Consider the following 22,945-nt stretch of genomic DNA (forward strand, 5'->3'; position numbering starts at 1 on the left):
CTTTTATTACTCTGGTTCCTGCTCACATGGCGTTTACCCTGAAGAGGCCGCTGATTAGCCGCCTTACGTTGCTGATTCTGGCTGCGGTTTACATCGCGGTTTTCCTTAACGTTGCCTATTACCGTCAGGTGCTGGCGGTGATGCCGCTGAACGACCTGCACACCACGCTGGTCTTTTTATCGATGCCGCTGGTCGCCTTTAGCGTGATCAATATCGTGATTACGCTGGCCTCGTTTATCTGGCTGGATCGGCTGCTGGCCGCGCTGTTTATTCTGCTCTCCGCCTCGGCACAGTTCTTTATTCACACCTATAACATCGTGGTCGATCGCTCGATGATCACCAACATGATGGATACCACCGCCTCGGAATCCTTTGCGCTGATTACGCCACAGCTGCTTGTAACCCTGCTCACCTCGGGCGTGCTGATGACGTTGCTGCTGTTCTGGCCGCGAATCAAAAAGCAGCAGTGGCGCGGCGTGCTGGCGCGACTGCTCAGCGTATTGCTGTCAGCGGCGCTGATTGTGCTGATCGCCCTGCTCTTCTATAAAGATTACGCTTCGCTGTTCCGTAACAACCGCGAGCTGGTAAAAGCGCTGAGCCCCTCTAACAGCATCGCGGCGACGCTCTCCTGGTATAAGCATGAGCAGTTACAGAACGCGCCGCTGATGCGTATCGGTGAAGATGCGCACCTGCAGCCCAGCCGCAGCAGTGGCAAACCTAACCTGACTATTCTGGTGCTGGGTGAGACCTCGCGTGCGCAAAATTTCTCGCTGGGCGGTTACGGTCGTCTGACCAATCCCTTGCTGGCGAAAGATGATGTGATCTATTTCCCGCACACCACCTCGTGCGGAACGGCGACGGCGGTTTCCGTGCCCTGCATGTTCTCCAACATGCCGCGCGCCCACTATGATGATGTGCTGGCCGCCCATCAGGAGGGATTGCTGGATATTATTCAGCGCGCCGGGATCAGCGTGTTGTGGAATGAGAACGATGGGGGCTGTAAAGGGGCCTGCGATCGCGTTCCGCATCAGGACATGACCAGCCTGAACCTGCCCGGCATGTGTATTGATGGTGAGTGTTACGACGACGTGCTGTTCCACGGTCTGGATGAGTATATCAGTCAGTTAAAAGGCAACGCGGTGATTGTGCTGCACACCATTGGCAGTCATGGCCCGACTTACAGCCATCGCTATCCGCCACAGTTTCGTCAGTTTGAACCGACCTGCGACACCAACCAGATTCAGGACTGTTCGCAACAACAGTTGATCAACACCTATGACAATACGCTGGTCAATGTGGATCACATCGTCGATAAAGCCATTAACGTACTGCGTGCACATCAGGACCGCTTCACCACCAGCCTGGTCTATCTGTCTGACCATGGTGAATCCCTGGGTGAAAATGGTGCTTACCTGCATGGCCTGCCCTATGCTATCGCGCCGGATACCCAGAAACATGTGCCGTTGCTGATCTGGCTTTCCGATGATTATCAGAAACGTTATGCGGTTAATCGCAGTTGCCTGAATAAACTGGCGGCGACAGACGATTTTTCACAGGATAATCTGTTTTCAACCATGCTGGGATTAACCGGCACCGCGACCCACGAATATGTGCCTGCGGATGATATTTTGACGTCGTGTCGGAGCCAACCTTAATGAAGATACTGATTGTTGAAGATGATGCCCTGCTGCTGCAGGGTCTGATGCTGGCGCTGGAAGGTGAAGGCTATGTCTGTGATGGCGTCACGCGGGTGCGGGATGCTGAAGCGCATTTCGCCAGCGGCCTGTATAGTCTGGTGGTGCTGGATCTTGGCCTGCCGGATGAAGATGGACTGCATTTTCTGATACGCCTGCGGCGGCAGAAGAAGATGACGCCGGTGCTGATCCTGACCGCACGCGACACCATCAGCGAACGCATTGCCGGACTCGACGCTGGCGCGGACGACTATCTGATCAAACCGTTCTCGCTGGATGAGTTGCTGGCGCGGATCCGCGCCCTGATTCGCCGCCACGTCAATCAGGGCGACAGTCATGTCAGAGTGGGTGCGCTGGCGCTGGATATGACCCATCGCCAGATTACGCTCAGCGACGTACTGCTGGATCTGACACCCAAAGAGTTTGCCATTCTGTCACGGCTGATGCTCAAGGCCGGGAATCCGGTTCACCGTGAAATTCTCTACCAGGATATCTATAACTGGGAGACCGAGCCTTCTACTAATACCCTGGAAGTGCATATCCATAATCTGCGCGACAAAATTGGCAAAAGCGCTATCCGCACCGTGCGCGGTTTTGGCTATGCGCTGGTGACGCAGGATGGCGTTCGTGAGGCAACATGATAAGACGTTTCGATCATCGCAGTATGCGCTTTCGTCTCATCCTGACCATCGGTCTGATCCTGCTGGTTTTCCAGGTGATCAGCGTGGTCTGGCTATGGCATGAGAGCAAAGAGCAGATTCAGTTTCTGGTGGAAGCGCAGCTGCAGAAGCGCAACATGGACAGTCACGTTAAGCGTGAAGTGCATGAAGCGGTAGCCAGCCTGGCGGTGCCAAGTCTGGTGATGATTACCCTGACGCTGCTGCTCTGCTATCAGGCGGTGAAATGGATTACCCGGCCGCTTTATCAGCTGCAGCGTGAACTGGAGAGTCGCAGCGAAGAGAATCTTGATCCCGTCGCCTGCCACAGTCAGGTTCAGGAGATCGATGCGGTGACGCAGGCGATAAACCAGCTGGTCGCGCGTCTGAACAGCAGTCTGGAGCGCGAACGGTTGTTCACCGCCGACGTGGCACATGAGCTGCGCACGCCGCTGGCGGGATTGCGGCTGCATCTGGAGTTAATCGAACGTAACAGCGATGTCAAAGTTCAGCCGCTGGTGCAGCGCCTGGATCAGATGACGCACAGTGTGTCGCAACTGCTGAATCTGGCGCGTGCAGGACAGTCCTTTACCTCTGGCACCTATCAGAACGTGGGGCTGATTGAAGATGTGATCCTGCCAATGGAGGCAGAGCTGAGTATCATGCTGGAGGCGCATCAGCAGACGCTGGTGCTCGATCTGCCACAGGAGCAGTTTGTGCGCGGTGATGCCACGCTGCTGAAGATGTTGCTGCGTAACCTGGTGGAGAACGCCCATCGCTACAGCCCGGATAACAGCACCATCAGTGTGCAGCTGGTGTTAACTCCTCAGCCGATGCTGGTGGTGGAAGATCAGGGTCCGGGAATTGATGAGAGTAAAAGTGGCGAGCTGAGTAAAGCGTTTATCCGGATGGACAGCCGCTACGGCGGTATCGGACTCGGGCTGAGCATCGTCAGCCGTATCGTCCAGTTACACCGGTTTCAGTTTTTCTTAGAGAACCGCCGCGACCGAAGCGGTTGTCGTGCCGTGGTGAAGTTTTAAGCGCTGAACCAGGCGGAGAGGAACAGAACGACCGTGGCTGCGGCAATCAGCAGTGCAGCATATTCACTCATCGGACGCGGAGCAGTCACAGACAGGGCAACAGGAGCAGTTTTCATAGCATCATCCTCAGTTAAAGCAGGCAGTATCGCGATTGCATATTAAGGAAACCTTAAGCTCGCGATACTGCCGCTAAAAATGTCTGCGCTGCCAGACGCCGCCATCAACCTCGCATTTCTGCCCGCTGACACGCCTGCTGCATCCGCCCGGTGCTCTACACTTAATGGCTACGTTCCGTTACAGGAGTTACGCCATGAGCCAACGCATGCACAAATATGCTTTTCCGGTCAGCAAAGCCCGCAAATACCTTGAGCCCGGACCGGTGCTGCTGCTCAGTTCGCAGTACAAAGATCAACATGACATCATGACGCTCGGCTGGCACACGGTGCTGGAGTTTTCTCCGTCACTGGTCGGCTGCATGATTGCCGGTATGAACCACAGCCATGAGCTGATCCGCAACAGCGGTCAGTGCGTGCTGAACATTCCTTCTGCCTCGCTGATTGATGAAGTTGTGGCAATCGGCAACAGCCACGGCGACAGCATTGATAAGTTTGAGGCATTTGGCCTGACGCCGGAACCCGCTCAGGTGGTTGGCGCGCCGATGATTGCCGAATGTTTTGCCAGCTTTGAGTGTCAGCTTTATGACGATTCGATGGTCGCTAACTACAACCTGTTTATTTTTGAGATTGTTAAAGCGCACGTTGCCGAGCAGCCGGAATATCCCACTACCCTGCACTACACTGGCGAAGGCCGGTTCAGCGTGATGAGCGACAAAATTCTGGATAAGAGCGGCGATTTTAAACCGGAGATGCTGATTTAGTTGAAAGCGGTCTGCCGCGCCCCCATTCACCTCTTTCGACCTGACAGGAGTAAATTATTATGGCAATCGAATACGCAGTTATCGCTGGCGGCTGTTTCTGGTGTACCGAAGCGGTATTTAAGGATGTGATCGGCGTAGAGTCGGTAGAAAGCGGTTATACCGGCGGTGCCCGGCCGAATCCGACTTATGAGCAGGTCTGCAGCGGTGCGACCGGTCATGCGGAAGCGATCCGCATTGGCTTCGACCCGGATAAAGTCAGCTTTGGCGATCTGCTGGATATCAGCTTTGTGACGCATGATCCGACCCAGCTTAACCGTCAGGGTAATGATATTGGCACCCAGTATCGTTCCGCCATTTTCCCGGCCAATGCAGAGCAGGAAGCGGAAGCACGCGCCGCCATTGCCCGCGCTCAGGCTGACCATGATGTGCCGGTGGTGACCACCATTGAGCCGCTGAAAGAGTGGTATCCCGCTGAAGCTTATCATCAGGATTACTGGGAAGGCGCGGGCCAGCGCAACGGCTACTGCATGGCGGTCATTCCACCGAAATTGCAGAAGCTGCGGAAAAGTTTCGCTAACAGAGTAAAGAGCTGATTCCGGCATCAGTCGGGGCAGCGTCTGACCAGTAACGAGGGTGAGAACGCCGCCCCGGTTTATTTGCTGCCATAAAACTCACCTGACCGGGCTCATCAGGATGACGGGATGTGGCCGGTAAAACGGCGGGTTTTATGCCGCAGTAAATCGATTCGTTCAGAGCTTAAGCGAATAGATCAAAAGAGAAAAATAGTGCTTGACCGTTTTCAGTCGACTCCCTATAGTACCGCCCCGTTGACCCATCGCGGTCAGCGAAGTAAATCTGGTGAGGTGTCCGAGTGGCTGAAGGAGCACGCCTGGAAAGTGTGTATACGGCAACGTATCGAGGGTTCGAACCCCTCTCTCACCGCCATCTTCAAAAAAGAGCCTGAACTTTTGTTCAGGCTCTTTTTTTTGCATATTTCACTCTGAGAGAGTGTGATAACTCCCGCCGGGGAACGACCACGGGCGCAGCCCTGTCCCACAATAAGAAAACCCGGCCGGAGCCGGGTTTGGGCGCTACACTTCTACTCAATCAAACGCTAGCTATACGCGTGCAGGGTGCGCTGACACAGCGCAGAACGCACACAATCTTCTTTGCCGAAGCGTACAATGCCAACCATCTCGTCCTCTTCGAAACGCGCCAGCGCGTCTGCGAGACCGGAAGGCACCCCAGCGGGCAAGTCGCACTGGGTAATATCGCCGTTAACAATGACCGTGACATTTTCGCCCAGTCGGGTCAGGAACATTTTCATCTGCGCGGCGGTGACGTTCTGCGCCTCGTCCAGAATTACCACAGCATTTTCGAAGGTGCGACCACGCATATAGGCGAACGGTGCAATCTCTACCTTGGCAATTTCCGGACGCAGACAATATTGCATAAAGGATGCGCCAAGACGTTTAACCAGAATGTCATAAACCGGGCGGAAATAAGGCGCGAATTTCTCAGAAATATCGCCGGGAAGGAATCCCAGATCCTCATCTGCCTGCAGTACCGGGCGCGTAACGATAATCCTGTCGATATCCTTATTAATCAGGGCCTCAGCCGCTTTTGCGGCACTGATCCAGGTTTTACCGCAGCCGGCTTCACCGGTTGCGAAGATCAGCTGTTTTCTCTCTATGGCGTTAAGATAGTGCGCCTGAGCTTCATTACGGGCTTCAATCGGCAACCGGTCACGCGTATCGCGCGCCATGCCAATGGCATCCAGTCCACTCATATGCACCAGCGAAGTGACCGACTCTTCTTCACGCTGACGATGACTTCTTGAGTCACTACGAAGCACTCTTCTTGCTTCACGACGCGCTTTGATCACTGCTTTCTGTCTTCCCATAGTGGCACCTTTCAGTTGGTTTCATTTCCTGCGTCAGGCCGGTGGCCCGTTGCGATAACGTGAACGCTTTAGAGGTTTCAGTTGGCTTCCTTTTGAGCCATGACAGGACAGGATAGTGGGTATGCAGCAGCGCAATAGCGTAGCTGAACACCGGATAAAACAGGATGCGATAAGACAAAAGAGATGGTTGAAGGAAGGAAGAAATAACGAGGCAGAATTGCCCTCGCGGTCAGGCGCAATCTATTTACTGACAGTGACTTTCCATTAAAGACTCGACCCATGCGCGAACTCCAGTGTGATACATCAACACATCCGATTACGCCTGTTTAATAAAGTGCACCATTTTGTTGGGCCTTTGCAATAGTAATTTTACCTGCTGGGAAAAGAATTGCTAATCACGTGTATGTATTTCTTTTAAGGCAAAATGTAAAAGCGTTTTATTACAGTGAATTAGCTTATTTTATATATGCCAGACAACCGCTAAAACTCAGTTTAACCTCAGTCAGCAAAGCACGAAAACCGTAAAACGTGGGCGACCAGAACAGGGACGCCCACAGTGGTTGAATTTTAATCAGGCTTCCAGCAACGACTGCGCTAAATAATGGCTGGCGTCTGGTACACCGGGCAAAACAAAAAAGTAACCGCCGCCAAAAGGCCGGATATATTCTTCCAGCGCTTCGCCGTTCAGGCGCCGCTGCACCGTGAGAAAGCCGCGTTCCAGATCGTGCTGATAGCAGACGAATAGTAACCCCATCTCCAGTTGTCCCGATGCAGAGATACCCGCGGAGTAACTGTAGCCGCGCCGCAGCATCAGGCTGCTTGCCGTCTCTGGCGTGCGGGGATTGGCAAGACGGATGTGCGCATCCAGCGCAATTACCTCACCGTCCGGATCACGGGCGTAATCCGGAACGTCGCGCTCATGCTGCATCCCCAGCGGCGCGCCACTTAATTTCTCACGACCAAAGATAGTCTGTTGCTCGCCCAGCGGCGTGCGATCCCACATTTCGACGTGAAAGCGGATTAACCGTACAGCCTGATAGCTGCCATTGCGCGCCCAGACCGGTTCGTCCTGATCGTCTGTCACCCACAGCAGTTGATTCATCAGAGCAGGGTTGTGGGTATCCGGATTGGCGGTGCCATCTTTGAACCCCAGCAGGTTGATCGGGGTCTCCTGCCCCTGACTGCGCGCGGCGTGATCGGAGATAAAGCCTTCACGCCGCCAGCGTACGCCAAGCAGGTCAGGCGTATGCTTGATGATATCCCGCAGGGCATGAATCACCGTATCCTGAGTGTTGGCACAGAGCTGCAACAGCAGATCGCCATGACACTGACTGGCATCCAGCGAATCATTGGGAAAGCGAGTCATCGGCTGCAATTTTTTCGGTTTGTGCGGCGCCAGACCAAAGCGTTCATCAAACAGTGAATTGCCGACCGACACGGTAATCGTCAGATTATCAGGCGCGATAGTCGCCCCAAGAATGCCGGAATCCATTGGCGGCAACCGCGGATTGGTGACTACCGGTGCCGGACCGCCCGTGGTCAGAAAGGCAATACGCTGGGTCAGCAACCGGAACAGACGCACCAGCTCCGTTTTATCGCTGCTGAGCAGATCAAACGCCACCAGCATCATCGATGCCTGCTGTGGCGTCGTGATACCTGCCTGATGCTGACCATAAAACGGCTGCATCTGCTGTCGGGCCTGCGGCGTAACCGTCCCCGGCGAAAAGCTGTCGGCGGCGGCTGCATGGAACGGACAGCCGCCGCCCAGCGCTGCCGCGCTGCCCAGCAGCCCCAGCCCTTTTAGTAACCGACGACGCGCAGGCTGCGCGTCATCTTCCTTGCGACTCATGATTAATCCAGACCCAGGGTGCCACGAAGTAATGAAAGATCTTCCGCCAGTGCGGTGATCGGTCCTTTCAGCGCGTTACGGTCGGCGCTGGTCAGTTTCTCATAGGATTCAAAACCGGTTTGGGTGCGGTACTTACTCAGGATCGCATCCACTTTTTTGAAGTTGGCGTCAACCTTGGCCAGCAACTGAGGATTGGCTTTGCTTACCATGGGTCGCAGCAGCTCAACGATTTTCTGCGCGCCATCAATGTTCGCCTGGAAGTCCCACAGGTCAGTCCGGCTGTAGCGATCTTCTTCACCGGAAATTTTGCTGGAAGCGACCTCTTCAATCAGGCCGGCTGCGCCGCCGACCACTTTGGCTGGCGGGAAAGCCAGTTCGCTGATGCGCACCTGCAAATCTTTCACATCTTTATTCAGCTGCTCAGCGTAGTCCGCCATGCCTTTCGTGCTGTTATCAGCAAACAGCGCTTTCTCCAGACGGTGGAAACCGGTGAACTTAGGATCGGCCGCTTTTTTCTCATAGTCATCTTCACGGGCGTCAATGCTGCCGTCGAGATCGGAGAAGAGCTCAGCAATCGGCTCAATGCGCTCATAATACTGACGGGTCGGAGCAAACAGCGCTTTGGCTTTTTCAACATCACCCGCTTTAACGGCGTCAGTAAAGGCCTGGGTGTTGCTCACCAGCTGGTTCACCTGGTCGGTCACATAGGCTTTATATTCGGTGATCGGGCCTTCCAGCTGCATACGTGCTGAGGTGCCACTTTTTGCCGCACCCTCACCGGCTTGCACAATCAGCTTGCCTTTTGGATTGCTCAGCAGCCCACAGGTCATCTCATATTCGCCCGCCTCCAGATTGGCGGTCAGTTTCTGACTGAAGCCCGGCGCGATATTCTCACGCTCTTCAACCACCATCACGCCTTTGAGGATCTCCCACTCCAGCGCTTTCTGGCTGTTGTTTTTAATCAGGAACTGGGTCTTACCGGCCTTGACCGTTAAGCTCATCGGCTCGCACTGCTTGTCGGTGACGCTTACGGTAACCTGAGGAACCGCCGCGGCCGCCGTTGCGGAGATTGCCAGCAGAGGAAGCAGCAGTGCCTTGCGGCGGAAACGCATTGTCATCTCTCTTTCCCTATCATGTTGCAGGCGTAAGATGCGCCCGTTAAATGTCAAATTACACAGTGGCCGACGCAGCAGAACGCGCAGGCATAAAGAACAGAATCAGCGCCGGAATCAGGTAAGCGAAGTAAACGGTCACTTCACTGACGCTTGGGGACTCCTGATAACCCAGCACCCCTTCCAGCAGGGTGCCGAACAGCGAATGGGTCGATAAGGTATTGCTGAGATCGAAGGCGACATCCTGAAAGCGATTCCATAAACCCGCTTCGTGGAAGGCGCGGATGGCACCCGCTGCCAGACCCGCGGCGACAAACAGGATGAATACGCTGGTCCAGCGGAAGAAATGGGCCATGTTAAGACGGATACCGCCCCAGTAGAGCAGCATGCCCAGCACGACCGCGGTTGCCAGACCCAGCACCGCGCCAATCGGCGGCGCATAACCGACATCCTGGGTAAACGCCGCCAGCAGGAAGAACACCGACTCCAGCCCTTCGCGCGCCACGGCAAGAAACACCATCAGCACCAGTGCCAGACCGCCACGACCTGAGCGTTGCAGCGCCTGATCGACCGCCTGTTCAAGCTCGACCCTGATGTTGCGGGCGACTTTGCGCATCCAGAAAACCATTGAGGTGAGGATCACCACCGCAATCAGCGCCACGATGCCCTCAAACAGCTCCTGCTCTTTCTGCGGGAACTCACCGGTGGTGGCATTGATGAACAGACCCAGGCCCAGACAGAGCCCGGCGGCAATAAACACACCGGCCCACATCGCGGGAAACCATTGGGTGCGCTGGGTGCGTTTGAGATAGCTGGCTATCAGGCTGACTATCAGCGCGGCTTCAAGCCCTTCGCGCAGCATGATGAGAAAAGGAACAAACATCGCCAACCTCTTGAATGTTAAGCAGCGTCAATAAACAGTAAAATAAGGTAAAGTGTAAACGATACCGATTATCATTATCGCTGAGAAAAAAACAAGTTGCCGGTGGAGATAATTTCATCTTTGAGTGGTTTATCTTTGTAACAAAAAAGCCCGCCCCTTTCGGGACGGGCCAGCCGATTAACGCCTCGCTTATTTTGTCTGGAACTCCGCCTCTGCAGCGGCAAAGCGCTGCTGCGCTTCTGCTGATGGCTCACGGCCCATCAGCGTGAACACTACAATGGCGATGCTGGCGAAAATGAAGCCCGGGATGATTTCATACAGTCCCAGCCAGCCATATTGTTTCCACACCAGCACGGTCAGCGCACCGACGATCATGCCCGCCAGCGCACCGTTGCGGTTCATCCGCTTCCAGCAGACACCAAACAGTACTACCGGACCAAACGCCGCACCGAAGCCCGCCCAGGCGTAGCTCACCAGGCCCAGCACGCGGTTTTCCGGGTTAGCCGCCAGCGCGATCGCAATCAGCGCCACCAGCAGCACCATCAGACGCCCTACCCATACCAGCTCTTTCTGGCTGGCATTTTTACGCAGTAAGCCTTTATAGAGATCTTCGGTCAGGGCGCTGGAGCAGACCAGCAGCTGACAGCTCAGCGTTGACATCACGGCTGCCAGGATCGCTGACAGCAGAATACCGGCAATCCACGGGTTGAACAGGATACGCGCCAGCTCGATAAAGACCCGCTCCGCATTGGCGTTAACGCCAACCGCCAGCGTCGGGTTGTTCTGGAAGTAGGCAATACCGAAGAAGCCCACCGCCACGGCACCGGCCAGACAGAGCACCATCCAGGTCATACCGATACGGCGAGCGGTACGGATTGAACGATGCGAATCCGCCGCCATAAAGCGCGCCAGAATATGAGGCTGCCCGAAGTAGCCCAGGCCCCAGCCGAGCAGGGAGATCACCGCGACGAAGTTCAGTCCCTTCAGCATGTCGAGGTTTTCCAGGCTCTTCGCTTCAATCACCGCCAGCGAATCAGACCAGCCGCCGACCGCGATAATCACAAACACCGGCGTCAGGATCAGCGCAAAAATCATCAGGCTCGCCTGAACGGTATCGGTCCAGCTCACCGCCAGGAAACCGCCCACCAGCGTATAGAGAATGGTCGCCGCTGCCCCCGCCCACAGAGCGGTCTGGTAACTCATACCAAAGGTGCTTTCAAACAGACGCGCACCGGCTACCACGCCTGAGGCGCAATAGATGGTGAAGAACACCAGGATCACAATGGCGGAGATCACGCGCAAAATTTTACTGTGGTCCTCAAAGCGGCTGGTAAAGAAGTCCGGCAGCGTCAGGGCGTTGTTGTGATGTTCAGTCTGAACCCGCAGGCGACCGGCCACGATTTTCCAGTTCAGCCAGGCACCGATCGTCAGGCCAATCGCAATCCAGCTTTCAGAGATACCGGAGATGAAGATCGCACCCGGTAAGCCCATCAGCAGCCAGCCGCTCATATCGGATGCACCAGCAGAGAGTGCCGTAACCACGCTACCCAGACTGCGGCCACCGAGGATGTAATCATCAAAGTTTTTGGTTGAGCGATAAGCCACAAACCCGATTAATACCATCCCAAGAATATAAACCAAAAAGGTCACCAGCAAAGGTGTACTTACACTCATCTGTCTCTCCACTTATTATTTGATATCCCAGAGAAATCGCCAGCTACCCGCCTGCCGGAACGGGGCAAAGCGGGCCGATTTTCTTCGTCAGGGCGTCACTCATTTCCCAGCGGCGCGGTATCCTGCCGGAAAGGCGTTGTGCGCACAATGGATTTAACACAGGCGTTACAGTGATTTCACTAACCGTTTGTGAAAACGTGCTCATAGGTTGCACTCGCTCACAGTTATCCGGTTGCACCATCGTATTACCTGCCTGAAACCCGCTTTTCATCGGGTCTGCCAGACTGGCGAGGATCTTGCAGCAATATCCGTGCCGCATTGCGGGATTTAACAATCGTCGACGTTAAAAGGGTGTTAACTGGCTCACATTTAACACGGTTGCACAAAGTTGCAACTTAAGTGATAGTGCAGCCAACGCCGTATCGAACCACTATCAAGGAGCTCTGGAGTCATGGCTACAACCACCATGGGTGTAAAACTGGATGACGCAACACGCGAGCGCATCAAACTGGCTGCGCAGCGCATCGATCGCACGCCGCACTGGCTGATTAAACAGGCGATCTTTAACTACCTGGGCCAGCTGGAAACCGGCGATACCGTGCCGGAGATCCCGCTTTCTGCTCAGGCGGCCGCGGAGTCCGACGACACCCAGCCAGAGGAGACGCACCAGCCGTTCCTTGATTTTGCAGAGCAGATTTTACCTCAGTCCGTGACTCGTTCAGCGGTGACCGCCGCATGGCGTCGTCCGGAGACCGATGCGGTGCCAATGATGCTGGAACAGGCACGTTTACCGGCGGCGCTGGCAGAGAAAACCCATCAGCTGGCTTACCAGCTCGCCGACAAGCTGCGGCACCAGAAAGGGGCAACCGGACGCGCTGGCATGGTGCAGAGCCTGCTGCAGGAGTTCTCTCTCTCCTCCCATGAAGGTGTGGCGCTGATGTGTCTGGCTGAAGCGCTACTGCGTATTCCCGACAAGCCAACGCGCGATGCGCTGATCCGCGACAAGATCAGCAACGGCAACTGGCAGTCACATCTGGGACGCAGCCCGTCACTGTTTGTCAACGCGGCGACCTGGGGCCTGCTGTTTACCGGCCGCCTGGTCTCGACCCACAACGAGTCGAATCTCTCAAGCTCGCTTAACCGCATTATTGGTAAGGGTGGCGAACCGCTGATCCGCAAAGGCGTGGATATGGCGATGCGTCTGATGGGCGAGCAGTTCGTCACCGGTGAAACCATTGCCGAAGCGCTGGCTAACGCCCGCAAGCTGGAAGAGAAAGGCTTCCGCTACTCCTATGACATGCTGGGCGAAGCGGCCCTGACGGCAGGCGATGCCAAAGCCTATCTGCTCTCTTATCAGCAGGCGATCCATGCCATTGGTAAAGCGTCGAATGGTCGTGGCATCTATGAAGGTCCCGGCATCTCTATCAAGCTCTCAGCACTGCATCCCCGCTACAGCCGCGCGCAGTATGAGCGCGTGATGGAAGAGCTCTACCCTATTCTGAAATCGCTGACGCTGCTGGCCCGCTCCTATGACATCGGCATCAACATCGATGCAGAAGAGGCGGACCGGCTGGAACTGTCGCTGGATTTACTGGAGAAACTCTGTTTCGAGCCAGAGCTGGAAGGCTGGAACGGCATCGGTTTCGTGATTCAGGCCTACATGAAACGCTGTCCGTTTGTGATTGATGAGCTGATCGATCTGGCGCAGCGCAGCCGCCGTCGCCTGATGATTCGTCTGGTGAAAGGCGCGTACTGGGACAGCGAAATCAAGCGCGCCCAGATGGAAGGCCTGGAAGGCTATCCGGTCTACACCCGCAAGGTTTACACCGATATCTCTTATCTGGCCTGTGCCCGCAAACTGCTGGCCGTGCCAAGCCTGATCTATCCGCAGTTCGCTACCCATAATGCCCACACCCTGGCGGCGATTTATCAGCTGGCGGGCAACAACTACTATCCCGGTCAGTATGAGTTCCAGTGCCTGCACGGCATGGGCGAACCGCTCTATGAGCAGGTGGTCGGCAAAGTGGCGGACGGCAAACTTAACCGCCCCTGCCGTATCTATGCGCCGGTCGGTACCCATGAAACCCTGCTGGCCTATCTGGTGCGCCGCCTGTTAGAAAACGGGGCCAACACCTCCTTTGTAAACCGCATTGCCGATACCTCGCTGCCGATTGATGAACTGGTGGCCGATCCGGTGAGCGCGGTGGAGAAGCTGGGTGCCAGCGAAGGTGCCATTGGTCTGCCGCATCCGAAAATCCCCCTGCCGCGCGATCTGTATGGCGATAACCGCGTTAACTCTGCGGGTCTGGATATGGCCAACGAACACCGTCTTGCCTCACTCTCCAGCGCCCTGCTGAGCAGCGCCGCACAGCCCTGCCTGGCCGAGCCGATGATCGACGGTGAAGCGGGTGCCGGCGAGTTGCGCGACATTCTGAACCCGGCAGCGCCTGGCGACCGTGTAGGTCAGGTCCGTGAAGCCACAGAGCAGGAAGTTTCTGTGGCGCTGGATGCCGCGGTGAACAGCGGGCCAATCTGGTTTGCCACACCACCGCAGGAGCGTGCCGCCATTCTGGAACGCGCCGCACAGATCATGGAAGGCCAGATGCAGCAGCTGCTTGGCATCCTGGTGCGTGAAGCGGGCAAAACCTACAACAACGCCATCGCGGAAGTGCGCGAAGCGGTTGATTTCCTCTATTACTACGCCGGAATGGTGCGTGACGATTTCGACAACGAAACCCATCGTCCGCTGGGCCCGGTGGTCTGCATCAGTCCATGGAACTTCCCGCTGGCGATCTTTACCGGTCAGATTGCGGCTGCACTGGCAGCGGGCAACAGCGTGCTGGCCAAACCGGCCGAGCAGACACCGCTAATTGCCGCACAGGCGGTTCAGATCCTGCTGGATGCGGGTGTGCCGCCAGGCGTGCTGCAACTGCTGCCTGGCCAGGGTGAAACCGTTGGTGCACAGTTGACCGGTGACGTTCGGGTACGTGGCGTGATGTTTACCGGTTCAACTGCGGTGGCGACACTGCTGCAGCGTAATCTGGCGGGTCGCCTTGACCAGCACGGTCGTCCTGTGCCGCTGATTGCTGAGACCGGCGGGATGAATGCGATGATCGTCGACTCTTCCGCGCTGACTGAGCAGGTGGTGATCGATATCGTCGCCTCTGCCTTCGACAGTGCCGGACAGCGCTGTTCTGCCCTGCGCCTGCTCTGCATTCAGGAAGATGTCGCCGACCATACCCTGAAGATGCTGCGCGGCGCGATGGCCGAGTGCCGCATGGGCAATCCGGAGCGCTTTTCGACCGACATCGGTCCGGTCATTGATGCCGAAGCGAAAGCCAATATCGATCGCCATATTCAGGCGATGCGTAATAAAGGCTTCACGGTCTATCAGGCGGTGCAGGATAACCCGCAGGACAGCAAAGAGTGGAATAGCGGTACCTTTGTTAAACCGACACTAATTGAGCTGGGTCAGGTCAGCGATCTGGATAAAGAGATTTTTGGCCCGGTGCTGCACGTGGTGCGTTTCACCCGCAATAACCTGCCGCAGCTGGTTGAGCAGATCAATGCGTCCGGCTATGGCCTGACGCTGGGCGTACATACCCGCATCGACGAAACGATTGCACAGGTCACGGCGAACGCCCGAGTCGGCAATCTCTACGTCAACCGCAATATGGTGGGCGCGGTGGTCGGCGTACAGCCGTTTGGTGGCGAGGGCTTATCCGGTACCGGTCCGAAAGCGGGCGGTCCGCTCTATCTTTACCGCTTGCTGGCGCATCGTCCGGATAGTGCGCTGCGTCTGACTTTTGATCGTCAGGATGCAGAACGCCCGGCGGACAGCACGCTGCGTCAGTCACTGCTGGCACCGCATCTGGCACTCAGCAACTGGGCTAAGGATAAGCCTGAACTGGCTGAACTCTGCCAGCACTATGGCGATCTGGCGCAGGCGGGCGTGGTCCGTCTGCTGCCTGGCCCGACAGGCGAACGCAATACTTTCTCACTGTTGCCGCGTGATCAGGTGCTCTGTCTGGCTGATAACGAGCAGGATGCGTTAATCCAGCTGGCCGCGGTGACCAGCGTCGGCAGTAAAGCATTGTGGCAGGATGATGAGCTGCATCGCGCCCTGCTGGCCTCGCTGCCGGATGCAGTGAAAGCGCGCATCACGCTGGCGCGTGACCCGTTAGCAGCAGAGTTTGATGCAGTGATCTATCACGGCGATGCCGATCAGCTGCGTACCCTGTGTGAACAGATTGCCGCACGTGAAGGTGCGATTGTGTCGGTGCAGGGCTTTGCCCGCGGCGAGACCAATCTGCTGCTGGAGCGTCTGCTGATTGAGCGTTCGCTGAGTGTGAATACCGCTGCGGCAGGCGGTAATGCGAGCCTGATGACCATAGGGTAGCGCTGAAGCTTAAGAGGGTTGTTCGCTGCGCGAACTGGCTGAGGTGCGGCGCTGAGGCTGGGATTGTTCGGTGCGCGAACGGGCTGGGGTGCTGTGCTAAGGCTGGGGTTGTTCGCTGCGCGAACGGGCTGGGGTGCTGTGCTAAGGCTGGGGTTGTTCGCTGCGCGAACGGGCTATGAGAAGGTTTCGTTCGCCTGGTAAGCCAGGCAGTTTCAGATTCGCCTCTGCAGGCGACCGACAAGGGGGCGCCAGTCGCCGCGCCCCCTTGACCCCGGGCTCCGGCCTGCTTCACCGCCGCTTCGCGGTTCCTTCGCTACTTCAGGATTTCTCACGGACCAGCGGGACGCGCCATCCCTGGCGCGAGCCCGCCTCTTCGCGACATCCCTGTCGCTCGTCCTGAAATCCCTCATCCGCTCAGCGGTTCTGACGGCCTCCCCACCCCCTCGCTGTTATCTTTTCTTTTTATGTTGAGTTCGCTGTCGCTGTGAGTTTGGGAATTGCCTCTGACTTTCGGCTCAGCACACAGAATGGCATTCCACCCGCCCGCTGTTATCTTTTCTTTTTATGTTGAGTGCTTTATCGCTGTGGTTTTTTGGGATTGCCTCTGAATTTTTGCTCAGCAGACCGAATGTTATTCAACCCACCCGCTGTTATCTCTGCTTTTTATGTTGAGTGCTTTATCGCTGTGGTTTTCTGGGATTGCCTCTGACTTTCGGCTCAGCATACAGAATGGCATTCAACCCTAACCGCTGTTATCTCGTTTTCAGGTCACTAAGAGTGTTGCGGTGAGATTCCGGAATTGAGACTGGCTTTCGGATCACCAGACAACGCTGCACTAAAGAAAACACAAAGAAATCACCGGCAGGGGTTTACCAGAGGCGTCCGGAGCGCTGAGGAACAATCGGAGGCCAGGATGAGCCGACAGGACGTCGGCGAAAGGACGGTACGAGCCAGGGATGGCGAGTCCGGACGGTCCGTCGGCCGCAGGGCGTGACGAAGGCACCCCGCACAGCGGGGCGCGCAGGCAGCCGGACGCCGGGATTGTTAAGGGGCGGGCGTCAGCCCCTTGACGCGTCCGCCTGCACAGGCAACCTGAAACTCCCCATCGCCTGGCGGGCGAAACTTACTCAGAGCATACCTGCTGCTAAGGGATCTCAAACCCCCCCTCGGCTGGCGGGCGTAACCCGCTGAATGTCAGCCCGCTGCCAAGCGAAACCTACTCATTGCCAGCCCGCTGCTAATGCTGCTAAGCGTAACTTACCCACCGCTCGCGCCGCCAGGCGCCCTTTTCATTAACGTCGGGAACACAAACAGCGACTGCCCGACTCCGCGATTGGTCAGCGACCAGATTGCCACTGAACAGAGCGAGCAAAGCCCCACAATGGCCACCGGATAGAAACAGGCCCAGAGAAACGAAAACCACGCCTGCTCGAACAGATGATGCCGCTGCGCGAACAGAATCGCAGACATACCAAAGAACTCGATAAAAATACGGTGGATGACGTAAATCTGCAGCGTATTGCGGCCAACCCAGTTGAGATAGCGCATGCTGAAGTGCTGATTCAGCCAGCGACAGGCCGCGATACTGAATAACACCGCCAGTACACACAGGAACAGACTCTTATCCAGACCGAATAGCACATGAATCCCGGCGGCTGCCGCCAGTAGCGCCCAGGGCATCAGATTCTCCCGCCGCCATTCACTCAGGCGCAGCATCGTCTGGCTCCAGAATGCCCCTAACAGGAAGAACACAAAATATTGGGCCAGGCTCTGTGGTCCCCAGAACGGGATCACTTTTTCTGCCGCCAGATAATTCAGCAGGATCGCCACCGCCACCAGGGCCAGCTTATATTGACGGAAAACTTTAGCACAGAGGAAATAGAGTCCCAGCCCATACAGATACCACGAGGTGCTCATAGCCATAAAGGTCAGCTTGAGAAACTCGAATAGCGAACCCGCATAGGCGGCATTAAGGTTCTGCGAAATACGCTGGCCGGTAATTTCAGTAGAGATACCGATAATTGACCACCACTGAATAAACCCCCACAGAATATAGAGATAAAAAAGATTGGTGATGCGACTGGTAAATACCTGCTTCCAGGGCCGGTTCAGAATGCCATTGGTCGCCAGTAATCCCGAGACAAAGAAGAAGGCGGGCATGCGCAGCGGCGACAGTACCGTATTAAACTGTATCCATATTTCGGCGGGGATCCATCCGGCAGAGAGATATTTCATCGTCCCTTCAAAGCCGGGTAAAACTGTGTGGTACAGGACCACCAGTAATATGCAGGCGCCCTTCAGGGTATCTACCCACAATATCTGATCTGACTTAGTCTGGTTCATTCAATGACTCCTGCTGTGTAGGTCAGAATGCTGGAAAGTAAAAGCGAGGAAATCAGTATTGCTTTTATGATTATCCGGCAATTATTCGCCATTGAACCGGTGATGAATGTAGCGAAACTCTTAAAAGCCGCTGAGTGGCCCTGTTACCACAGTTATTTACTTAGCAGAACGTTTCCTTACACTTATTAATATCGACGCAACACACTAATTAGCAGTGCCGCAGCCTGTTTAAAGGATAATATTGCTTCATAATTCAGAAAATATAATTAAGAGAAAGTGGCAACGGGAAAAGCCAATATATTCCCGATGAAAAGAAAAGATTTGTCAGATGTGCCAAAAGGTTTAACAGCGGCAGAGTTATTTATGATACTGCGCCTGCTAATAGCGTGACCATAGCCATTTGCAGCTTAAAAAATGAGGGTTTTAAAGAGGTTAAAACTGCCTTCCTGGGAAGGCAGTGTGGATTACTGATTCAGAAATTTATCAAGGAACTGACGGGTGCGCGGCTGCTGAGGGTTACTGAACAACGCTTTCGCTTCGCCCTGCTCCACAATGCGCCCCTGATCCATAAAAATGGCGCGGTCAGCCACATCGCGGGCAAAGCTCATCTCATGCGTGACGATGACCATGGTGCGTTTCTCTTCGGCCAGCGCGCGAATGGTGCTGAGCACCTCACCCACCAGCTCCGGATCCAGCGCCGAGGTCGGTTCATCGAACAGGATCACCTCCGGCCGCATCGCCAGCGCACGCGCAATCGCCACGCGCTGTTGCTGCCCGCCCGACAGACGGCGCGGATAGCTCTCTTCTTTGCCGTGCAGCCCGACCTTCTCCAGCAGCGTGCGGGCGCGGGCTACCGCATCCGCTTTCGCTTCGCCTTTGACGATAACCGGCCCTTCAATAATGTTCTCCATCACTGAACGATGCGGAAACAGATTGAAGTTCTGGAAGACAAATCCGACCTGCTGCCGCAGACGACGCACCTGCTCTTTTTGCTTGCTCTGTGCCAGCGCCGCATCAACGGTAATCTCTCCAACGCGGATGGTGCCGCTATCCGGCACTTCCAGCAGATTGATACTGCGCAGCAGCGTGGTTTTACCTGATCCGCTGGGGCCGATAATGGCCACCACTTCACCGGCGGCCACATCAAGGTCGATGTCGTGCAGCACCGTCTGGCCGTTAAAAGACTTCACCAGCTTTCTGACTTCGATGGCGCTCATTTCGACTCCGAATCCTGACGATTAACATGCTGTTCCAGCCGGTTCTGCAACGCAGATAACACCGTTGCCATCACCCAGTAGATCAGCGAGGCTGCCAGATACATGGTAAAGACTTCCAGCGTGCGTGAGGTAATCAACTGCGCCTGACGGAACAGCTCCGGCACCTGAATGGTCGCCGCCAGCGAGGTATCTTTTACCAGGCTGATAAAGCTGTTGCCCAGCGGGGGCAGCGCGGTGCGGGCTGCCTGTGGCAGGATCACCCGGCGCAGGGTTTGCCAGCGCGTCATGCCGATACTTGCCGCCGCTTCCCACTGCCCGCGCTCAATCGATGAAATCGCGCCACGCAGTGACTCTGAGGCATAGGCTGCGGTATTCAGGGAAAGACCAATCATCGCAGAGGGGATCGGATCCAGTTCAATGCCAAACTGCGGCAGGCCGTAATAGATCATAAACAGCTGGGCGATCAGCGGCGTGCCACGAAAGATCGAGACATAGATTCGTGCCAGCCAGCGAACCGGCCAGAAGCGCGACAGACGCATCAGCGCCAGAATAAAGCCCAGCAGCAGGCCAAAGAACATGCCGCCGATGCTGAGCTGCAGCGTAAACAGCGCGCCTTTTAATAAAAAAGGTGCTGAATCCAGCACCAGTTGAAGACTTTCCTGCATTATTTCGTCACGTCCGCGCCAAACCATTTCTGAGACAGCTTGCTCAGCGAGCCATCTTTCTGCATGTCAGCAATGGCCTGATCGATCGCTTTCAGCAGGTCTTCGTTGCCTTTACGTACAGCCACGCCCGATTCCTGACGGGAGAACGCATCACCCGCGACCGCCATGGTATCGCCCGTTTTCTTCACCAGATCCAGCGCAGCCAGACGGTCAACCAGAATGGCATTCAGACGGCCAGAACGCAGATCCTGATATTTCGTCGGGTCATCATCATAGGTACGGATGTCCACGCCCTTCACATTCTCACGCAGCCACTGCTCGTAGTTGGTGCCCAGACCGACGCCCACTTTTTTACCGGCCAGGTCCGCAGGTTTGGTGATGGTGTTCGCATTGGCTTTCATGGTCAGCGCCTGAATGCCGGAGACCGTGTATGGCGTGGAGAAGTCATACTTCTTCTTACGCTCATCAGAGATGGTGACCTGGTTAATGACCACATCGATGCGCTTCGCGTCGAGTGAGGCCAGCATGCCGTCCCACTTGGTCGGTTTCAGGCTCGCCTTGACGCCCATGTGCTGTGCCAGCTGTTCCGCGAATTCCACTTCAAAGCCGGTCAGCTTGCCCTTTTCATCCTGGAAGCTGAATGGCGGATAGGTGCCTTCCAGACCCACCAGCAGCGTGCCGCGCTCTTTAATTTTGTTCAGCAGATTTTCCGCTGCAAAGGTTTTAACGTTGACGCCAGCAATCAGCGCCACGGCCATGACGCCCATCATCATCTGACGACCTGCACGAGAAAAGGACATATTCACCCCATTATTGACAGTATTGTGTGTGTGTTCTTATAAGGGCAGCACGGCTTGTCGCTGCCAGTCCAGTAGGATAACCCACGGAGTATAAACTGTTTTATTCGCTTGTCTCAGACCGAAGGATGATAAGCAAATAACGCCGGTGCGCCGCCCGTATGAATAAACAGCAAAGGACCTTCACGGCGGAAACGATTCTGGCTCACGCCATCCAGCAGTCCGGCCATCGCCTTGCCGGTGTAGACCGGGTCCAGCAGGATCCCTTCCAGCCGCGCCAGCAGTTTCACCGCAGCCATGCCTTCATCATTGGGTTCGCCGTAGCGCGGCGCAAAGTAGTCATCCCACAGGGTAATCGGTGCCTTAGCCTGCACTTCCAGCGTCTCCGCCAGCGACTGACGCAGCCGCTCCACCAGCGGCAACTGCGCCTCAACCTGGCGTGAAACGGTGACGCCCACCAGCTCGGTCTCCGGCAGCAGATGCTCCAGACCCACCGCCAGTCCGGCATGGGTACCGGCACTGCCCGAGGCCACGACCACGGCGGCGAAATCGACCACGCCTTCGCTCTGATGAGCAATCTCCTGCGCGCACTCTACATAGCCTAGTGCACCCAGCGCATTTGAGCCGCCGACCGGCACGATGTAAGGACGATAACCCTGGGCTTCCAGACGCGTGGCCTGTTCAGCCAGCTGTTCCGCAGGGTTATTCAGCGCATCCACCATGATCACTTCAGCGTCCATCAGATCCAGCAACAGACGGTTGCCGTTGCTCAGGTAATTTTCAGCGTGGGTGCCAATCGGGTTTTCCAGCAATGCCACGCACTTCAGGCCAAGCCGGGCCGCGACTGCCGCCGTCTGACGCACATGATTGGACTGGATAGCGCCCGCGGTCAGCAGCACATCGGCGCCTTCACGCAGCGCGTCCGCCGCCAGAAATTCCAGCTTGCGCAGCTTATTGCCGCCCATCGCCACCGGCGTGAAATCATCGCGTTTGATGAAAATATCGCGGCCCAGATAGTCAGAGAGCCGAGGCAGATGTTCTAACGGCGTGGGTGCACCCAGCAGTTCAAGACGTGGGAATTGGTGTAACAGATGTAAAGACAATGCTGCCTCCGTTCGGGCATTCAATTTATCCTTACAGTGTTGCAGAAGATGCGAAAAGGATCACCCTGATTCAGGTGTCAGCAGATGCGGTGAGACAGATGTGTAGTGAAAGTTGCAGGAGAAAGAAGCGCCGTGCTCCCCCTTCCCTTCTACCCGGCTGGCGGGCAAAAGGGGAACGTGCCGCAGGCACGCGGGGGAGCAATCGGTGCAGATCAGGGTTAACCCTGCTGCCAGCCTAAGAACTGATCGTACTTGCGCAGCGCGATGCGGTAATTGTTATTACCGGCATCGGGCAGATCGCTTTCCAGACACTGATGCCAGCTATTTCCCTGAAGCCTGTCGGCCGGGAAATTTCTGGCTTTCAGCATCTCATCCAGACGACGCAGCCGCACCACATATTCACGAATCGTGCTGGGGCTCATCTCTGTCTGTTCAAACAGATACTGTTTAAACGCCATTATGTCGAAGTAATTAGGATGGGTATTACAAAAAATATCACTGCAAAAACGACAAAGCGCGGTCAGTTCGGGCTGAAGTTTCAGCCACAGCTGCTCATCAATCATCTGGTCCATCCGAGCGATGGCCTCTTTATTGATGATCTGGCCACGAAAAACGAGCGCCATTCGATCTAATACCTTGCCACAGTGTGAACAGTTGCTCTGGCTGTGTTTATAGTCTTTAAGATAACGACTTAACGGTCTGGCCTTGGTCTTGGCTCCCATTACTGAGTCCC

General features: G+C 55.8%; 17 protein-coding genes and 1 tRNA gene. 7 read left to right on the forward strand and 11 right to left on the reverse strand.

The window, feature by feature from the left end:
- Positions 1-26 precede the first annotated feature (26 nt).
- The 6 genes from eptA to AC6I8B_RS11740 all read left to right on the forward strand — a co-directional run bounded on the left by eptA (position 27) and on the right by AC6I8B_RS11740 (position 5,212).
- On the forward strand, positions 27-1,655 hold the full coding sequence (eptA, locus tag AC6I8B_RS11715; protein WP_157352911.1) for a phosphoethanolamine transferase EptA: 1,629 nt from the start codon (positions 27-29) through the stop codon (positions 1,653-1,655).
- On the forward strand, positions 1,655-2,335 hold the full coding sequence (gene pmrA / locus AC6I8B_RS11720) for a two-component system response regulator PmrA (protein ID WP_010670822.1): 681 nt from the start codon (positions 1,655-1,657) through the stop codon (positions 2,333-2,335). Before eptA ends, pmrA begins: the two co-directional genes overlap by 1 nt.
- Positions 2,332-3,390, forward strand: a complete 1,059-nt coding sequence (gene pmrB, locus AC6I8B_RS11725; protein ID WP_045139876.1) for a two-component system sensor histidine kinase PmrB — start codon at positions 2,332-2,334, stop codon at positions 3,388-3,390. The genes pmrA and pmrB overlap by 4 nt, the downstream gene beginning before the upstream one ends.
- A 310-nt stretch (positions 3,391-3,700) precedes the next feature.
- Positions 3,701-4,267: a flavin reductase family protein gene (locus AC6I8B_RS11730; RefSeq protein WP_022625495.1), complete on the forward strand. Its 567-nt coding sequence runs from the start codon at positions 3,701-3,703 to the stop codon at positions 4,265-4,267.
- A 59-nt stretch (positions 4,268-4,326) separates the two neighbouring features.
- Positions 4,327-4,860, forward strand: a complete 534-nt coding sequence (msrA, locus tag AC6I8B_RS11735) for a peptide-methionine (S)-S-oxide reductase MsrA (RefSeq protein ID WP_010670823.1) — start codon at positions 4,327-4,329, stop codon at positions 4,858-4,860.
- Positions 4,861-5,124: 264 nt separating this feature from the next.
- Positions 5,125-5,212, forward strand: a tRNA-Ser gene (locus AC6I8B_RS11740).
- Positions 5,213-5,381: 169 nt separating this feature from the next.
- Here the strand turns inward: AC6I8B_RS11740 and phoH are convergent.
- The 5 genes from phoH to putP all read right to left on the reverse strand — a co-directional run bounded on the left by phoH (position 5,382) and on the right by putP (position 11,688).
- The gene (gene phoH / locus AC6I8B_RS11745) at positions 5,382-6,170 is read right to left on the reverse strand and encodes a phosphate starvation-inducible protein PhoH (protein ID WP_010258505.1); all 789 of its coding nucleotides are present in this window, start codon (positions 6,168-6,170) and stop codon (positions 5,382-5,384) included.
- 571 nt (positions 6,171-6,741) lie between these two features.
- Positions 6,742-8,019, reverse strand: a complete 1,278-nt coding sequence (gene efeB, locus AC6I8B_RS11750) for an iron uptake transporter deferrochelatase/peroxidase subunit (protein WP_033757967.1) — start codon at positions 8,017-8,019, stop codon at positions 6,742-6,744.
- A gap of 2 nt (positions 8,020-8,021) precedes the next feature.
- Positions 8,022-9,137, reverse strand: coding sequence for an iron uptake system protein EfeO (gene efeO, locus AC6I8B_RS11755; RefSeq protein ID WP_010258498.1), 1,116 nt, complete (start codon positions 9,135-9,137; stop codon positions 8,022-8,024).
- Between the two features lie 52 nt (positions 9,138-9,189).
- Entirely contained in the window at positions 9,190-10,014 is an 825-nt protein-coding gene (efeU, locus tag AC6I8B_RS11760; protein WP_010258496.1) for an iron uptake transporter permease EfeU, read from the reverse strand.
- Between the two features lie 189 nt (positions 10,015-10,203).
- Complete coding sequence (gene putP / locus AC6I8B_RS11765) at positions 10,204-11,688, reverse strand: sodium/proline symporter PutP (protein WP_010670826.1); 1,485 nt, start codon at positions 11,686-11,688, stop codon at positions 10,204-10,206.
- 451 nt (positions 11,689-12,139) lie between these two features.
- Here putP and putA point away from each other — a divergent pair, with 451 nt between their 5' ends.
- Positions 12,140-16,087, forward strand: a complete 3,948-nt coding sequence (putA, locus tag AC6I8B_RS11770) for a trifunctional transcriptional regulator/proline dehydrogenase/L-glutamate gamma-semialdehyde dehydrogenase (protein WP_157352417.1) — start codon at positions 12,140-12,142, stop codon at positions 16,085-16,087.
- A gap of 1,257 nt (positions 16,088-17,344) precedes the next feature.
- On the opposite strand, the gene AC6I8B_RS11775 is transcribed toward putA, so the two are convergent.
- The 6 genes from AC6I8B_RS11775 to fliZ form a co-directional block, all read right to left on the reverse strand.
- Positions 17,345-18,430, reverse strand: coding sequence for an acyltransferase family protein (locus tag AC6I8B_RS11775; protein WP_010247569.1), 1,086 nt, complete (start codon positions 18,428-18,430; stop codon positions 17,345-17,347).
- Between the two features lie 464 nt (positions 18,431-18,894).
- The gene (gene tcyN, locus AC6I8B_RS11780; protein ID WP_010247571.1) at positions 18,895-19,647 is read right to left on the reverse strand and encodes an L-cystine ABC transporter ATP-binding protein TcyN; all 753 of its coding nucleotides are present in this window, start codon (positions 19,645-19,647) and stop codon (positions 18,895-18,897) included.
- Positions 19,644-20,312, reverse strand: a complete 669-nt coding sequence (gene tcyL / locus AC6I8B_RS11785) for a cystine ABC transporter permease (protein WP_003854540.1) — start codon at positions 20,310-20,312, stop codon at positions 19,644-19,646. Before tcyL ends, tcyN begins: the two co-directional genes overlap by 4 nt.
- Entirely contained in the window at positions 20,312-21,112 is an 801-nt protein-coding gene (gene tcyJ / locus AC6I8B_RS11790) for a cystine ABC transporter substrate-binding protein (protein WP_010670828.1), read from the reverse strand. The genes tcyL and tcyJ overlap by 1 nt, the downstream gene beginning before the upstream one ends.
- Positions 21,113-21,225: 113 nt before the next feature.
- The gene (locus tag AC6I8B_RS11795; RefSeq protein WP_010670829.1) at positions 21,226-22,212 is read right to left on the reverse strand and encodes a D-cysteine desulfhydrase; all 987 of its coding nucleotides are present in this window, start codon (positions 22,210-22,212) and stop codon (positions 21,226-21,228) included.
- Between the two features lie 218 nt (positions 22,213-22,430).
- Positions 22,431-22,934 carry a flagella biosynthesis regulatory protein FliZ gene (gene fliZ / locus AC6I8B_RS11800; RefSeq protein ID WP_010247591.1) on the reverse strand — a complete coding sequence of 168 codons (504 nt, stop codon included), beginning with the start codon at positions 22,932-22,934 and terminating at the stop codon, positions 22,431-22,433.
- Between the last annotated feature and the right edge of the window lie 11 nt (positions 22,935-22,945).

It is taken from the genome of Pantoea sp. X-Soil-ISGK-285 (assembly GCF_059730815.1).